12 protein-coding genes are annotated in these 16692 nt (G+C 40.4%); 4 read left to right on the top strand and 8 right to left on the bottom strand.

The window, feature by feature from the left end:
- Positions 1–65: 65 nt before the first annotated feature.
- A complete protein-coding gene (locus AC07UV_RS21680) occupies positions 66–725 on the bottom strand; it encodes an HAD family hydrolase (RefSeq protein ID WP_495185263.1) in 660 nt (219 codons plus the stop codon).
- A 33-nt stretch (positions 726–758) separates the two neighbouring features.
- On the bottom strand, positions 759–1397 hold the full coding sequence (locus AC07UV_RS21675) for a DUF6266 family protein (protein WP_495185262.1): 639 nt from the start codon (positions 1395–1397) through the stop codon (positions 759–761).
- A gap of 484 nt (positions 1398–1881) precedes the next feature.
- Here AC07UV_RS21675 and AC07UV_RS21670 point away from each other — a divergent pair, with 484 nt between their 5' ends.
- The 4 genes from AC07UV_RS21670 to AC07UV_RS21655 all read left to right on the top strand — a co-directional run bounded on the left by AC07UV_RS21670 (position 1882) and on the right by AC07UV_RS21655 (position 6422).
- On the top strand, positions 1882–2493 hold the full coding sequence (locus tag AC07UV_RS21670) for a fumarylacetoacetate hydrolase family protein (RefSeq protein WP_495185261.1): 612 nt from the start codon (positions 1882–1884) through the stop codon (positions 2491–2493).
- Between the two features lie 9 nt (positions 2494–2502).
- Positions 2503–4227, top strand: a complete 1725-nt coding sequence (locus tag AC07UV_RS21665) for a M23 family metallopeptidase (protein ID WP_495185260.1) — start codon at positions 2503–2505, stop codon at positions 4225–4227.
- 129 nt (positions 4228–4356) lie between these two features.
- A complete protein-coding gene (gene bcp, locus AC07UV_RS21660; protein ID WP_495185259.1) occupies positions 4357–4818 on the top strand; it encodes a thioredoxin-dependent thiol peroxidase in 462 nt (153 codons plus the stop codon).
- 134 nt (positions 4819–4952) lie between these two features.
- The gene (locus AC07UV_RS21655) at positions 4953–6422 is read left to right on the top strand and encodes a glycine--tRNA ligase (RefSeq protein ID WP_495185258.1); all 1470 of its coding nucleotides are present in this window, start codon (positions 4953–4955) and stop codon (positions 6420–6422) included.
- 145 nt (positions 6423–6567) lie between these two features.
- On the opposite strand, the gene AC07UV_RS21650 is transcribed toward AC07UV_RS21655, so the two are convergent.
- From AC07UV_RS21650 to AC07UV_RS21625, 6 genes are all read right to left on the bottom strand, one after another.
- Entirely contained in the window at positions 6568–8010 is a 1443-nt protein-coding gene (locus tag AC07UV_RS21650) for a hypothetical protein (RefSeq protein ID WP_495185257.1), read from the bottom strand.
- Between the two features lie 76 nt (positions 8011–8086).
- A complete protein-coding gene (locus tag AC07UV_RS21645) occupies positions 8087–9805 on the bottom strand; it encodes a M64 family metallopeptidase (RefSeq protein ID WP_495185256.1) in 1719 nt (572 codons plus the stop codon).
- 158 nt (positions 9806–9963) lie between these two features.
- The gene (locus AC07UV_RS21640) at positions 9964–10824 is read right to left on the bottom strand and encodes a helix-turn-helix domain-containing protein (protein WP_120260239.1); all 861 of its coding nucleotides are present in this window, start codon (positions 10822–10824) and stop codon (positions 9964–9966) included.
- 65 nt (positions 10825–10889) lie between these two features.
- Positions 10890–11996 carry a hypothetical protein gene (locus AC07UV_RS21635; RefSeq protein WP_495185255.1) on the bottom strand — a complete coding sequence of 369 codons (1107 nt, stop codon included), beginning with the start codon at positions 11994–11996 and terminating at the stop codon, positions 10890–10892.
- Positions 11997–12075: 79 nt separating this feature from the next.
- Positions 12076–14415 (bottom strand): glycoside hydrolase family 95 protein, encoded by a 2340-nt coding sequence (locus tag AC07UV_RS21630; RefSeq protein WP_495185254.1) that lies wholly within the window; start codon positions 14413–14415, stop codon positions 12076–12078.
- Positions 14405–16288 carry an alpha-L-fucosidase gene (locus tag AC07UV_RS21625; RefSeq protein ID WP_495185253.1) on the bottom strand — a complete coding sequence of 628 codons (1884 nt, stop codon included), beginning with the start codon at positions 16286–16288 and terminating at the stop codon, positions 14405–14407. Before AC07UV_RS21625 ends, AC07UV_RS21630 begins: the two co-directional genes overlap by 11 nt.
- Positions 16289–16692: the final 404 nt, after the last annotated feature.

The raw sequence follows: 16692 nt of genomic DNA, 5'->3' as shown, positions 1-16692 counted from the left end.
CGGTAATATTACATATATCCGAATAAAATTACAAATGCTAAAACGATTAAATTATACGATTACCCTTAAATCCAGTCGGATAATAGCTGTTTCGCCTGCTGTAAGTTTTCCACAATGTTATCCACAGCTGTTAGTCTAGCGCGTTCCACCTCCTGTTTTGTGACAGCAATCAACTGCAAACCAGCATCCAACGCAGACCTACTGCCTGTTATCGTATCTTCAATCGCGACGCAGGACGATCCTGGCAAATCCAGTTTTGATAGTGCCAAACGATAAGGCTCCGGATTAGGCTTCGGAAACTCCACACATTCCCTTGTCACAAAAAATTCAAAGTAATCCAACAGTCCATGTTTTCCCAAAACTGTATCCACTGTACTGCGGTAACTTGAGGTCACTAGGCCAATCCGGATGTTATTTTCTTTGAGGTATTCCAAAATATCCTTGGCAAAAGGCATCAATTCGATATCACTCATATTAGAATCAGCATAGGCGGCACGCGTCCTTTTCCACATGTACTCTTCGGTTGTATCGTACCCATAGTCTTCAACCAAACGTTTTACATTATGTGCTAAGGTATGGCCGGCAAAATCCCTAATCCAATCTTCATAATTTATCTGCAGATCAAATTCTTGTTTTAAGATAGGTGCCCAATTTTTAAAATAGAAATATTCCGAATCAATTAATGTACCATCCAAATCAAACAATACGGCTTGTAGTTTATTCATAGTGTTAAAGATACACAAGTCTCCTGAAAAATCCTATCGAAGCAACCCGCAATAAGAGGAATCAGATATTTCATTATAAAATGTATTCCAAAAACCGATGTACACATGATACTCCGCTTTCTTATTCAATTCAGCTGGTATCTCCATTGAGCATTGCCCATCTGCTGCATTTGCAATTGCCAACTTTAGTGAGCAAAGATCTTTTAAGCTAACGAACGCCAGATTCAACTTATAGATTTCATCATTATAAGCTGGGTTTGGTATCCATTCCAAATCTATACGACTGTCTTTGAAACTTACCTTTGCACTCTTGGGAGATAGTAGTTCCCCAGTAAATACTTTTAGGTTTTCAAAATTCACAAGTGGATTATTATCAGCATCAAATGTCACTACCTCGTTGAAAACATGTTTTTGAGCAAGTTGAAATGCACCATATTTAGATTCTTTGTCTTTTTTAAACCGATAACCAAAATCGAAAACAGGCTTATTTTCCCCACAAAACTTTCCTACCAATTTTAGTTTTTGGCGATGTAACCATTGTGCCGCAGTCGGAGGTTTATTACTTTTCCTCCTGGCACCTCGAATAATCCATTGTCCTTTAAGATTATATCCATATACTGATCCTACTTTGCCCCGAAAACCACCATTGGGGCCATCCTCTAATATTGCCATTTGTAAAGTTCTTGGTTCACTTGTAATTTCTCTGTTTCCAACTCAACAAATAATTCTAATTAAAGTTTTCATTAGTTTAGATTTAAGTTAATATTAATTTAGGTTTTAGTTAGATTTTAGTTAGCTATTACCTAAACTAAACCTAACTAAAACCTAAATAAACCCTAACTAAAACCTATATAAATAAATAAGTTTATAGGTATGATATTCCTGGTTGGTGTTGATCATTTTTGGATAAGCCTAGGACATTTGCTAAGTTTGTTTTTTCAAGCAAGCGAGCGGGCATATCATGCCCATAAACTCGTCTTTCTCTTGAGAAATGTTCCGATATCATTCAGAAAAATAGACACGCATGAAATCTTCATGATTTATTCAGCATGAGTATGATAAATTCATTAATAACTAAAAAGTAAACGGTGAATAGTTGCCATCATAATAAAGCGCAAAAAATCTGAAAGCTTCATCGCATTAAAAGACTTATACAATGAAAATAATTGCCATCGGCCGAAATTACATCGACCACGCGAAAGAGCTCAATAATCCAGTACCCGAAAATCCCATTATTTTTTTAAAACCCGATACCGCGGTTTTAAAGGACAATAAAGATTTCTATTACCCAGAATTTTCCAAAAACATTCAGTTTGAGACCGAAGTTGTTCTCCGGGTTTGTAAGGAAGGAAAACATGTTACGCCGAAATTTGCGTCAACGTATTACGATGCTATTGGCTTGGGAATCGACTTCACCGCAAGAGATCTGCAACAGGAGCTCAAAGCAAAAAGTCTTCCTTGGGAACTGGCAAAAGCCTTTGACCATTCCGCTGTGATCAGCAATTTAATCCCGAAAGAAGAAATCAGCGCTGTCGATGCTATTGATTTCTCTCTGCAACAAAATGGACAAACTGTCCAACAGGGCAATACTAAGGATATGATTTTCTCCTTTGAAGACCTAATTGTCTATACATCTAAATTTATCACCTTACGCAAAGGTGACCTAATCTATACCGGTACCCCGGTTGGTGTTGGATCCGTCGCAATTGGCGATCTATTGGAAGGATTTATTGGGGAACAAAAGATGTTTAGCTGTAAAATCAAATAAGGAGGGGAAATGATAAAAAAAACAGCAATTTTACTTGGTGTATTGACCTTGGCCTTTAGCCTCGTCCAAGCACAGGATATTATCAAAAGTCGCAATTATCCGCAGAATTATTTCGTACGACCAATGGATATCGCTCCCCAGGCATCGGGCTCATTTGGTGAGTTGCGTGCAACGCATTTCCATGGTGGCGACGATTATCGCACCCAGCAGCGCATCAATATCCCTGTACACGCGGCAGCGGAAGGTTTTGTGTCCCGTGTACGTGTACAGATCGGTGGCGGCGGAAATTACGTGTATATTGACCATCCAAATGGATATACCTCCGTGTATATGCACTTGGAGAGCTTCAATGCTGATCTGGCAAAAATTATAAAAGACGAGCAGTACAAACAAAAACGTTTTGATGTTGATGTATTTCTCAAACCAAATCAGGTACCCGTCAAAAAAGGTGAATTTATTGCCAACTCAGGAAATACAGGTGGTTCAGCAGGACCGCACCTGCATTTTGAGATTCGCGACACCAAAGCACAGCTGCCATTAAATCCCCAATTATTTGGGCTGTTATTTCCAGATGGTGTAAAACCATTGATCAGAGGTATAACGGTTTATGACCTTGGCCGTGAAATTTTTGATGAGAACACCCCACGCAGACATCAGACAATCAGATCCATCGGTGATGGAAATTATAGTTTGGCATCAGGTATCCCTATTCCGGTCAATGGCAACTTTGGTCTTGGTATCAATACCGTAGACAGACGTGGTGGTATTTCCTTTACCTATGGTGTATATTCGATCGAACTATTCCTTGACAACAAAAATATCAGCACCATACTCTTCGAATCCATCCCCTTTGACCAGACCCGTGCGATTCAATCGTATATAGACTACCCTTATCTGAAGAAATCTGGCGTCCGTGTTCAGAAGAGTTTTAAAGACCCTAATAATCCGATCAATATCTACAAACAACTGGACAATCAGGGTATAATCGAATTAAAGGATAATGAGGTGCATGATGTAAAATATGTCGTCAAAGATGTACAGGGCAATAAAAGCGAACTCAATTTTAAGGTACAGAACAATCCTTCTTTAGCGATCAGCCGTAAGTCAGCCGAAGGGCTCAAAATGTTTCATTATGCTGATGAAAACAAATATGAGGCTGAAAACGCTCGCGTTTATATGGGTAAAAACATCCTCTATAACGACCTTTATTTCAATTATTCCCAAGGCGCTAAACCAGCGAAAGGCTACTCAGCGGTGCATTATATCCACAACGCCTATACACCTGTATTCGGCTATTACAAACTGATGATCAAACCAGACTATAGTTTACCAGAGAGCTTGTATAGCAAGGCGCTGATCGTCTCCACGGATGGTGGAGCGCAGGGTGGGAAATACGAAAATGGCTGGGTTGTTGCCAATGTGCGCGAATTTGGCGGCTTTTATGTGGCTGTTGATACCATTGCCCCAACCATCAGTGCACGTAACCTGACCAATGGCAAGAATGTATCCAATCAACGCTCCATAGATTTTACCATCAGTGATAATCTTTCAGGAATAGATACCTTCGATGCCTATATAGATGGCAAATGGGCCCTGATGAAATATGATCCCAAAACAAGACACCTGTGGCACGACTTTGAATCCAATCTGAGCAGCGGCACCCACAGTTTCAAATTAGAGGTCAAAGACAATAAAGGAAATTTAAAAACATACGAAGCCTCTTTCAGCAGATAGTTTATCTGCTGTGCGTGGTACATCCTTCATGTGCTTTTATTCTTGGATCATTTTTAGAAACAAGTCTAATGCACATGCTGGATTTTCATCGAATAATATTGTATCTTAATAGGCTAAATAGAACTACATATGGCAACACTAGAAATAGGACAACAGGCACCGGATTTCAGTGCAAAAAATCAAAATGGTGAAACGGTCCATCTTTCAGATTTCAAAGGGAAAAAAGTGATTCTCTACTTTTATCCGAAAGACAATACTCCGGGCTGCACGACCGAAGCCTGCAATTTTAGAGACAACTATCAATCACTGAAAAAAGAAGGCTTTGAAATTATTGGTGTTAGCGTGGACAATGAGGCTTCACATCAAAAGTTTATCACCAAACACGAGCTACCATTTCAACTTCTTGTGGATGAAGACAAACGCCTTGTAGAGGCCTATGGTGTATGGGTAGAAAAAAACATGTACGGAAAAAAATATATGGGTACGGCACGGACGACCTTTGTGATCGATGAGCAGGGTATCATTCAGCACATCATCAAAAAAGTAGACAATAAGAATGCATCCCAACAGATACGCGATTTGAGCATTTAATAGCCTATATTGATGTCGGGGTTCGAATGCTATTTTATTATGTCAACTTCATTTGGATGGCAATGTGGATCTAATATCTCATATCTAGAATCTTATATCTAAAATCTAAATACTAATATCTATATTTGCCACTTATGAGCAAACAGACAGACGATTTTTTCAAAAGTGTAGTATCACACGCGAAGGAATACGGTTTTGTATTCCAATCGAGCGAAATATATGACGGATTAAGTGCCGTTTACGATTACGGTCAATTAGGTTCTGAACTTAAAAACAACCTAAAGACTTATTGGTGGAAATCCATGGTGCAATTGCACGAAAATATTGTCGGTATTGACGCCGCAATTTTCATGCATCCAACCACATGGAAAGCATCTGGTCACGTGGATGGGTTCAATGACCCAATGATCGATAATAAAGATTCAAAAAAGCGCTACCGTGCCGACCAATTGATCGAAGACAAAATTGCACGTTATGAAGCAGACGGAAAGACTAAAGAAGCAGCAGCGCTTTTAGAAGCATTAAACACTGCATTAAATGCGGACGATCTTGCTGGTTTAAAATCAATCATTGAAGAGCATAATATCGTTTGTCCGGTTTCAGGCACCAAAAATTGGACTGAAGTACGTCAATTCAATTTGATGTTTGCTACGCAGATGGGTGCCATGGCAGATGGGGCAGATCAGGTTTATCTTCGTCCGGAAACTGCTCAAGGTATTTTTGTTAACTTCCTGAACGTTCAGAAGACAGGTCGTATGAAAATTCCTTTTGGTATTGCTCAGATCGGAAAAGCTTTCCGTAACGAAGTCATTGCACGCCAGTTTATCATGCGTATGCGTGAGTTTGAACAAATGGAAATGCAATTCTTCTGCCGTCCGGGCACTGAACTGGAATGGTACAACAAATGGAAAGAAACACGTCTAAAATGGCATTTAGCGCTAGGATTTGATCCGGCTAACTACCGTTACCATGACCACGATAAATTAGCGCATTATGCCAATGCAGCTGTGGATATCGAGTTTAACTTCCCATTCGGATTTAAAGAAGTGGAAGGTATCCACTCCCGTACGGATTTTGACTTGAAACAGCATCAGGAATTTTCGAAAAAGAAAATGCAATATTTTGATCCGGAGATCAATCAAAATTACATTCCTTATGTCATCGAGACTTCCATTGGATTGGATCGTTTGTTCTTAACTGTTCTATGTAATTCATTGGTAACAGAAGATCTTTCTACAGCAGAGAAACAAGATTCTCGTGTTGTATTGAAATTTCCTGCAGCATTGGCACCAGTGAAAGCTGCTATTTTGCCTTTGACGAAGAAAGACGGTTTACCAGAAAAAGCGCGTGAGATCCTGAATACATTAAAATTGGATTACAATGTCCAATATGATGAAAAAGATGCGATCGGAAAACGTTACCGTCGCCAGGATGCAATCGGTACGCCAATCTGTATTACTGTTGACTACGATTCTTTGGAAGATAATACCGTAACAATCCGTCACCGTGATACCATGGAACAAGAGCGCGTAGCGATCGCTGATCTTGAACGAATCTTAAATGATTTAGCAGGTTGGAATACTTTGCTAAAAAAATTGCTATAACAAATAAGCAAAAGCCCCTTACAGAGAATAGTCTATCAAAAAGACGCTAAGGGGATACGAATAAAATTAAATAAAATAGGGTTGCCCGAACTGGATAACCCTATTTTATTTAATTCAAATTGGCGCGTTGGATTGACTTTTTTAATCAGTATTCTATGACCACATTATCACGCCATTTTTCATTTTTCATCACCTGAAAACCTTGACTTCCATTTGCTCCATCGAGCAGTTTTCCCTTAAATAGAAGCTGTACATTATTTCGAATTTCACTGTCCAGGTCAAATGTGCGCATAAGTTCCCCCTTTCTGAAAATGTGCAACTCGTATTTGACTATCTTATTTTCTGGGAGATCACCCATAAACTGATTAAAAACAAAACTTTTCGAGCTGCTACTGAAATTGGGAATAATACGTAAGATAGTCTTATCCACTTGTTCATCTGCCCCAGTTGCAAAAGGATAATATTGGAAGAGTTTATGCAGCTGTTTGATCTGAATGCTGTCGACAAGATCCAGCCCTTCGACATCCGTGCATTCAAATTTAACCTCGCTATAGATACGGTTCATCGTCAATACTCTTTCCATAGATTCTTTCACATCAAAAGTATCGCGTACCGCAAATATTTCAGCAGACTGCTCACTGAAAGCATTAGACACCGAAAGACTCCTAAGATCCGTCACGGATGCCGGAAGCAATAAGGGCAGACCTGAATTTTTGGATAGTAGGCTCAGGTAGTACGTTCCCATCGGTAAAGCGATATTAAACTTTTCTTTTGCATTGAGTGTACCCGCTTTCACCAGCAGCTTGCTATTGGCATCGAAGATATGGTAATACAATTTATCGGGCAGAACCGATTGATCTGTCGTCCCCATAATCTTGACATTGTCCATTTTAAAAGTCCCTGTACTCTCGTTGTAGTTACTTGCTCCTTCCCTATTGCCCGAAAATAAGGCGATTTTTAACCAACATCCCTGAGCTGCGACCAGGTTAATCGCCCGAAGCGACTGTTCCACTGCAAACTTGGCCGAAGTCGTGATATTTGCCGGATAATGTAGGGTATCCGAGAGATTTTTGAATGTTGCACCTTTATCTGTTGAATAACTCAACAGTAGAGCACGAGGTCCAGTTCCGGAGCTATTGGCGTCAAAAGACAGATTTGTCAACGTCGCGATACCCGAACCAGGTATCTTGATCAGAACCTCTTTGGCCCCTTTGAAACTAATACCTTTTCCGGATGTCGGCCAGCCGGCGACATAGCTATAGTCGGTCTTACCATTGTTGTAGTCAATGACAGCCGCATCCTCAAGCGCCATGATCGGGTCAGCATTACCATTATCAAAATTCCAATGGTAGAGGAGTTGATTTTCTGTTGTGCTTTCGGTAGTCGAAGCACTTTTAAACCTGGACGATTGTGCTTTCAGGGAGGTGACAATCGTTTCAAAATCCTTGATCTTGAAGGTTACTGCATGCGTTTTCTCATTGCTTTCATCAGGAAGTTTTGCATTTTTCTTACAGGATGGTGCTACGGCTAAAATCACGATGAATAGGCACGAAAAAACTCCCCAAGTAGACTGGGTTTTCTTTTTCATAATTATGAATGATTTATAAGTTAACTAACCGGCAGATTAAAATTAACTTATAAATCACTAGCTATCAATAGTGTAACTAAAAAATTACTTCCACCCGATCACTCTTACAGGTTGTTTCTTTGTCTACCTTTTGGACGTAAACTTTCCGCTTGGTAGTAGTTCGTTCTAACACAAGCATCGTATTTGCACCCGTTGGGCGTACATATTCTCCATTGAATTCGTCCCATTCGTAGATTGGTTTACCATCTGCATCTGACCAGATATAATTGTAACGTGCATCCACTTTATCTTGTATGACCAACTGTACCTTATTTTTCTTTTTGTTGATCTTGATACGGATATCTTTGGGTTTCTCTAGTTTTGGCAGTGTTTTCAATAAGACCTCCGATTGCACTGAATGCTTGTCTTTCCAATATGCGACGACATGATATTTTTTGGACGCGGAGACCTTTTGGATCACCATATTGTTTCCCGTCCCGACAGGTGCAGCAGTTTGGGTTTCAAACCAACGGTAGACAAGTCCAGCGATAGGCTTTTTAACCGTAAGCACCTGATCTCCACCAAAGCAAGTTTCGAGTGTATCACCCCAAGTATTGATGGGTTTCGCAAGTTCATTGGATTTAAGCTGATTAAATTTCCATACAATGGAATCCCTATGGTTTACATACTTCGGATCGCGGAGCAGATCTGTTGTATCTTGAATAATCACTTTCAATTCGTTCGCACCAATGCGCAACATTCCCGGATCCAAATAGATTGAATCGATGTCATGGGCGATGGTTTCATTATTTAAGGACCATACCAGCTTAAATGTATTTGGGGATGGTTTTGCTAGCTGTAATGTAAATTTCTGAATGCTATCTATGGTCAATACATTATTCAATACTGGTTTTACAGCAATAAAAGGGTTAGATTTTTGTTTGATTGAAGCCACAAATTGCTCCTGGCAGACGGGGCAAAATGGAGCCACAAGATATTGCATTTTACAATACTCATGTGGCCTGAACCAATTGGAAGGAGAGCCCTTCCCGCCATAAGAATAGATACCTACGCCATCTTTTCCAATCCAATGTTTCCAGGGGACAGTATTTACATCGGCCGTTTGCGAGCGGTTGACAGATTCAATGGCATATTGATTTCCTGCCCAATATTCATCAGCCAGCTGAGCAAACGAATGCCCGATCTCGTGGACAGCGATATCATTGCTTTTAAAGTTGACCGTTGAGGTGGCCCACTTCCCTCCCGATCCGCCATAAAATGGTGAATTGACCAATACTACAACTTGTGTATAATTGGGGATATGTGTTTTTAACACTTCTTCAATACGCTCATTTTTTTGAGGCACCACAAGGCGGTGCAGTCCACCATTGTCAAAACTGCTTCCAAAAATAGTATTGGGATGCGTGACTGGTACAGCATGATCTCTAGTGAATTTATTGTAACGGCTTGGGTATTTGCTAAGATCGGTGTCACCGTGTACACAGTCACTTGCTTTGCAATCATGCGTAGCACCGGATTCTTCAGATATCGTCCGAATCGCAAATACATTAAAGAAACTGCTGTATTGTTTGAAAGGTTCTATTGAGAAAAAATAGTTTATGAACTGCTTGGAATCTTCTGCATAATCGTCTAGTTGATCTTTTGTATAACCATCGCCCAAAATGACCAGGTTTACTATATTTTGGGCTGTCCCTTGGTATTGCAAAGTGTCAATCTTGAAATTTTGAGATTGCGCTGTTGCAGGCATCAGATAGCCCAATAACGCAAACAGGACAAAAATTAAATTTTTATTCATCGGAGTAACAATCGTTAGACTCCAAATTTAAGGTTTTCGTATCCCTAATCGTTACATTTTATTGCCGAGTGCTTCTCCGATATTGTCCACTGACGGGATCTGTAAGGTCATACTACGCACGTCTTTTCGAACAATATTTTCAGTGTACCAACGATGGCTTAATCCCGCATCCGATGTTCCTGCACATATTCACTTGGGGAATGCTTTGTGATTTTCTTAAATACCCTATTAAAATTGACCACGTTGTTAAACCCTGTTTTAAATGCAATATTGGAAACACTTTCAGAGGACTCGTCAATCAACATCTTGCAGGCGCGTTCAATTCGGATTTCATTCAGGAAGGTCACATAAGTCTTGCGGGTGTGTTTTTTAAAATACTTACAAAATGCGTGGGGAGTCATGTGAGCTACTGCTGCGATATCTTCAAGCGAGATTTTATCACCAAAATGCTGAAAGGTATATTGAAATATTTCGTTGATACGTAAGCCTTCCGCGTCCGAAAATTTCTTCTGGGGAATTCCCGTATATAGGGAGGTCCATTGATCGACCTTTTTACTCAAAAAATTGATCAGTTTTACAAAGGATAATAAGCGATCTATTCCGGCGCTTGTATTGATCTGTACAAATTTATCTTTGAGGGCAATAGCATGTTCGGCATCCAGTTTCTTACTGACATTGATGTGTTCCAAAAAATATTTGACATCGTCAAATTCAGGGAAATCCAAAAAAGATTTGAAATGCTCATAGTCGAAGAAAATATGAATGGCATGAATGCCGTCCTTGATGTCCTCTCCTGTTTTAAACATATGTGGTTCATCTGCATCAACGATATAGATTTCATCCTCTTCAAAACTATGGGTAAAGTTGCCGATCATAAAGGTCCCCCGTCCTTTTAAGATATAGGTCAATTGGATCTCTTTATGCCGATGGTAATTACTATAGAAGGAGGGCAAGATATCCTCTTGCACGCAAATAGATCCTTGATAAACCACCGGAACTGTAAATTGAACAACTTTCATCGTCTATTGAAATAACAAATATTAAACCGTTAATTCAAATATACCATTTTTCAAGACAATAATCGTTAATTTTTCGCCAAAAACTGGTTGACCTTACGGATAAACTGTGGTAAGGTCGGATCTTCACCAGTGAGCGACAAGATTTTGAACGTCTGTGGATTGATCCATAAATAACTTGGTGAACGGTCTATACCAAAGTCATTTTCCATTGTTGCCCGATCATTAGTATTCAAATAATAGCTATGAGGCCCCAAAGCGAGCGCGTTGCTGGTTTTGATCCAAGCATCTTGATCAGCATCCAAGGAAAAATAAATAACCCGCACTCCCATTGCCTTTAACTGTGACTCTTTTTTGCGTAGTTCAGTAACATCTGAAACACTGTATTTACTGGCTGCTTTCCAGAACGCGGCGATCAACATTTTGGCATTTGAAAATTCATTGATTTTTAACGAATCCCGTTGGACATTCATTGGCGTGATAGGTGGAAAGACAGGCATATTCTCATAAAAATCTTTCACCCGGTCTACTTTCTCACGCGCAAATTTATAATAAGGATGTTTTTGCAGTGTCGCATCGAAGCGTTGCAAGGCGGCATCAAATTTTTTAAAATTATCCGCATCGATGGAGACATATTTGAAAAAGTAAGGGAGAACCAAAGACGATTGATGTGTACTATCAAGAATAAAGTCAGCATATAAATTGCGGATGTTATAAGGTTTGCCAGTCGACAACCGTTGTATTTCATCAATAGTTTTCTCGTACGATCCATCGTTGCGCAAGGCCATCGCTGAGAGCTGACCATTTAATCCACTAATTCGGGCCGTCTTATTTTCCTCCTTCAATTTCTCTTCTTTTTCACGCTGTTGATATTGTTCTGTAAACTGAACAAAATCCGTTGCATTACTGGAGGTTGTAGTCAAGTTAAAGCGTCCTTTATTTTCCTTCAGTTCATAGTCACTTCCACCTTCCAAAAACAGGATGTAAGGCTCTCCGCCACTGATCTGAATCCCATAAAAACCAGTCATTGCCAATTCACCTTCCAAGACAAATTGCCCGTTCGTTACACTTGTTTTTGTAAACTGCTGCATTTTGTTTTCTGGATCGATGAGGGTCACCGAGCTTCCCTCCGCAGCACTTGTCTGCCCAATAATTTTATAAGCGAACGTTTTCAAAAGCTCTTCTTTTTTAGCTTTGTCTGTTTTCTGGGAACAAGCAGTTGTTCCCAGAAAAATAAATAGAAAGCAAAAATAGCTAACGGACCTTATAGTCCTTATAGATTCCGTTTTCAAATATGCGAACATTTCCTTTTTTTCCTTTTATGTTAAGCTTGACAATTTTCCCATTTTCCCAACTCATATCCACGGTGTAATTCCCTCGGGCTTTTAGCCCTTTGATCTGTCCCTTAGACCAAGCTTTAGGTAGAGCTGGTAGCAGATGAATATAGCCATTGTGGCTTTGAATCAACATCTCTGCGATACCTGCGGCGCCGCCAAAGTTGCCATCAATCTGAAACGGTGGATGGGCACAGAATAAGTTGGGATAGGTACCGGCACCCACACCCTGATAGGTTGTTTCACTGACAAAGGCTGGTTTCAGCAACTGACGAAGGATTTCTAGGGCATGATCACCATCCTGCAATCTTGCCCAAAACAATATTTTCCAGGCTCTTGACCAGCCTGTACCTTCATCTCCCCTGATAGCAAGCGTTTTTCGTGCAGCTTCAGCCCAAGCCGGAGTCGTTTGGGGAGAAATAAATGCTGCAGGATACAGACCATAAAGATGGGATACATGACGGTGTTTGGGTTCAACCTCCTGATAATCCTCGAGCCATTCCATTACACGTCCAGATCTACTAATCACTACTGCTGGTGGGATCTCTTTTAATTTCCCTTTCAGGCTAGCTACAAAACTATCCTTGACAGCCAAAATAGAGTCTGCTTGAATAACGGCTTGATACAGCTCGCGTACAATCTGATTGTCGATTGTGGGACCCATCACCACCGCTGCGACCTTTCCATTGGGCATCCGAAACGCATTTTCTGGTGATACTGATGGTGAAGTAACCCACCATCCTGTTTTGGGATCTTGCACCAATGTATGGTTGTAGAATTCTGCAGCACCCTTGAGTATCGGATAGATTTCTTTCAGATACCCCTGGTCTCCTGTGAAAAGATAATGTTCCCACAGGTGATTGCACAACCAACCGGAGGCTGTACTTGCCCCCCAGGAAGCCTGTTCACCCGGAGCTGAATATCCCCAGATATTGGTCATCATATAAACAACCCATCCAGGTGCGTTATAATAGGCTTTTGCAGTTTGCTCTCCTGTTTTTGCGATCCGTTTTATCAGTTCGATAAAAGGTTGATGATATTCACTTAAATTGTTTACCTCCACCCCCCAGTGATTCATCTGCGCATTGATATTTAGATGATAATCACCATTCCAAGGCGTTTGGATCTGATTGGCCCATAATCCTTGTAAGTTTGGCGGAAGCGCATTTGTATTTTTCGGCGCTGAACTTGAAATATTCAAATAACGACCATACTGATAATAAATCGTTGCCAAATCTGGATCCTGTGTTGGGTCTTTATAAAAATTAGCAATCCGTTCATTGGTTGGAACATTTGCATTTGAGCGATTTCCAAAAAGGTTAAGCTCCACCCGGTTAAAAATCCGTTGATAGGAATCCACATGATTGCTATACATTTTGGCTGCATTGGACGACTGTACGGCTGCAATAGTCGTTTTGGTAGTTGCCAGTGGATCCTCTCCATAATAAGATGTGCTCGCCGTGAGATAGATCGACAGGTTTCCTGCCGCCGAAACTTCCAGTACCTGATCTTTTCTGTTGACCTGAAGATTTTTACCATGTACTTTCAATAACCCGACAAATTTCAGGTTCTTGCCCCCTTTACCATCCGGCAGCGACCCTTCGATCAAAATACCATCATCCAACAGGCTGTAGCGGTCTATATTCTCCTTCCGCTCAAAAGAAATACCGACCGTCTGTCTGGCATCGCTATTCTGATTTAATTGAATAACACCGACATTCTTGTCAAAGGAGGTGTAGTAGGTACGTTGAATTTTTGTGTTTCCGGCACGAAAAGAAGTCTGTGCTGTCGCCGTGGCCAGATCCAAGGATCTTGTATAGTCTTCAATAGAAGAAGATGGCAGTTCATATTGCAAAAGTAGATCTCCGAGTAACTGATAACAGCCAAAAGGAACATTAGCGCCATTCCCAAAGCCTGAACCTTTGCCATTGGTGACAAAAGTTTCATTGACCAATTTTTCGGCTTCATCATTTTTACCCGCTTTCAATAAATCCTGAATGGCATTGACATTTTTGTGCGCGTCATAGTTATTAGGATCCTCTGGACTTCCAGACCACATACTAATCTCATTCAGTACAATTTTTTCCTTCGTTGGATTTCCATCAGGCATCATACCAATTAGTCCATTGCCCAGCGGTAAAGTTTCTTCCCAGATTTTGGCAGGCTTATTATACCAAAGACGGAGTGGATTTTGTTGCGCAAACAAAAGCGTGGTCTGACAGATGCAGACCACGAAAAGTATTAAAATTCTATTTACCATAAAGTTCAAGCTCAGCAATTGTCAGCTCATTCCCTTCAATAAATTGCGTTGGTTCAAATTTGATAAACTTGGTATTATTGCTTGTTTCAAAAAATACCTGCTGCAAGATTGGATTTGCTTTGATATTGGAGAATTCGCCTTCTTTGACGCTTATCCATTTTTTACCATCTACACTGGTTGAGATTTTGTATTTCGTCGGGATACCGCCGGTCTTTTTATCCTGACGCGGCAGGAAACCAATACCCGAGGTTTGGCCATTTGTTTCAATAACCAAGACTCCTTGGTCACTTACAGTTGCAAAGGTATTTGGATTACCATCGCTCATGTACACCGTATTGTTCGATGCTCCGGTTTTTAATTTAAAGCCCGTTTGTTTTTTAAGCTCTTTTGTATCAAAGGCAAAAGATTCATTATATTCCTTGAACAGGCCAAAATCACTTAAGGTAATTGCTACCGGAGCATAAATATGTAACCGTAAGCGTGCCGTTGTCGTTGGTTGTTCAAGTTTTATCAAGCGATTCGCACCAATACTAGTTGCTTTAGCCAAGGGTTTCCAGGTGTTGTCACGCCATTGTTCCACAACAACGCTGTCAATCCGTTGTCCCAATTTAATGTTTTCACGCAATTGAATAAGATCAAATGTCGCCGCTGACTTTAGCTTAATTTCAAGTGTAGCCGAAGTTTTTGTATCATCGGTAGCCCAATAGCTATAGCGGTCATTATCCGTAATCAACGATGTCGCATATGTTTTGGTATCAGCATTACGTGTATTTGAGGCTGTGATGGTTGCACCTTTTGCTAGATTGGTATGGAAAGTTTCTTTGATCTTTTTACCAAAAGCCTTTAGGGATTTCACATCATTTTCATGAAGTGTACCTGAAGGCATTGGTGCTAGACCAAGATTCATACTGGCACCTCGACCAACCGATTTCAGATAGATTTCAAACAGTTGATTGGGTGTTTTCACCCGGCTATTCTGTTCCTCATGATAAAACCATCCCGGACGTTGGGGAACATCACATTCTGCGGGAATCCAATATTTTCCATTACGGTCACCCGATTCGGCATTATGCGATTCGGTCGCTCCGGGTACCGCTACTTTTCCATTGAGCCCTATTGGTGTAAATGTCGCCCAAGAGGTTTCGGCAGCAAAACCATGTTCATTACCTACCCAGCGCATATCGGGACCAATATCCGAGAAAATCACCGCATTAGGTTGAAGTTTACGCACAATTGGCCAAGTTTTCTCATGCCACTCATAATAGGTTGTCCGGTCAATGATCCGTTTCCCTTCATGTCCACCGTAGTAACCATCACCACCGTTTGCACCGTCATGCCAAGAAGTAAACAAGGGCCCATAATTGCTCATCAATTCGGTCAGTTGCTGTCTGTAGGCATCGGCATAAGCTGGTGTACCATAATGTTCATCGTGACGGTCCCATGCTGATAGATATACACCGAACTTCATTCCATTACGGTTTGTTGCTTCCATAAATTCCTTTACCATATCGCCTTTTCCATTTTTCCATGGAGAGGAGGCAATACTGTAGGAGGTTGTTTTGGTTGGCCATAAACAAAATCCATCATGATGTTTGGCAACACTGATCAGGCCTCTGAAACCTCCATCTGCCGCTGCTTTGGCAATCTGATTTGCATTAAATGCCGAAGGATTAAACAAAGCAGGCTGCGCATCACCATAACCCCATTCTTTATTTTGGAAAGTCGTTGGCGTATAATGGATCAAGCAGTAGGTCTCCATCTCCTGCCATTTTAATTGGCGTTCGGTTGGCAAAGCTCCATAAGGTTTTAACGTATCTGGTTTAGCTACCGTACCGCTGGAAAGTAAGATGGAGGATAACAAGATTGTGAACATATTCTTTATTATAAGTACTAGAAAATTAGGTTGTAAAGCCCTAATATAAGAAGTTTTATAAAATTATCTATGTAACATTTGCGTACGGAAATAGGGTGGGAAAATCCAAAAATGTATTCTAGTCGTCGATAATTAGCCTTATTTAATCAAATCAATCGATTGATCTAAAACATTTCGGTGAAATAGCAAAATAGTTTCTTGGGGTTTTGTTGCTGTTCTTTTTTTAGTATGATTAAACCAAAACGAACTTATTTACCTGTTGGAGTGCAAACAAAAAACACAAATTTGTTATTAATAGAGGATAAAGAAGTTAGCTGTACTATAATCGGTGATTAGATGCCATTGGGACGAGATTGGCATGATAATTATAAGTTGTAGTGCAGAAAAAGGAATGTTTATATATT

The sequence above is a fragment of the Sphingobacterium sp. GW821-FHT03E03 genome, assembly GCF_059420745.1.
Note: the sequence above shows the minus strand (reverse complement) of the source record. Positions and strands in the feature narration are given on the sequence as shown.

Excerpts from the sequence above, each read along its gene's own strand:
- AC07UV_RS21680 (WP_495185263.1), bottom strand. The coding sequence starts at position 725 with ATGAATAAACTACAAGCCGTATTGTTTGATTTGGATGGTACATTAATT.
- AC07UV_RS21675 (WP_495185262.1), bottom strand. The coding sequence starts at position 1,397 with ATGGCAATATTAGAGGATGGCCCCAATGGTGGTTTTCGGGGCAAAGTA.
- AC07UV_RS21670 (WP_495185261.1), top strand. The coding sequence starts at position 1,882 with ATGAAAATAATTGCCATCGGCCGAAATTACATCGACCACGCGAAAGAG.
- AC07UV_RS21665 (WP_495185260.1), top strand. The coding sequence starts at position 2,503 with ATGATAAAAAAAACAGCAATTTTACTTGGTGTATTGACCTTGGCCTTT.
- bcp (WP_495185259.1), top strand. The coding sequence starts at position 4,357 with ATGGCAACACTAGAAATAGGACAACAGGCACCGGATTTCAGTGCAAAA.
- AC07UV_RS21655 (WP_495185258.1), top strand. The coding sequence starts at position 4,953 with ATGAGCAAACAGACAGACGATTTTTTCAAAAGTGTAGTATCACACGCG.
- AC07UV_RS21650 (WP_495185257.1), bottom strand. The coding sequence starts at position 8,010 with ATGAAAAAGAAAACCCAGTCTACTTGGGGAGTTTTTTCGTGCCTATTC.
- AC07UV_RS21645 (WP_495185256.1), bottom strand. The coding sequence starts at position 9,805 with ATGAATAAAAATTTAATTTTTGTCCTGTTTGCGTTATTGGGCTATCTG.
- AC07UV_RS21640 (WP_120260239.1), bottom strand. The coding sequence starts at position 10,824 with ATGAAAGTTGTTCAATTTACAGTTCCGGTGGTTTATCAAGGATCTATT.
- AC07UV_RS21630 (WP_495185254.1), bottom strand. The coding sequence starts at position 14,415 with ATGGTAAATAGAATTTTAATACTTTTCGTGGTCTGCATCTGTCAGACC.
- AC07UV_RS21625 (WP_495185253.1), bottom strand. The coding sequence starts at position 16,288 with ATGTTCACAATCTTGTTATCCTCCATCTTACTTTCCAGCGGTACGGTA.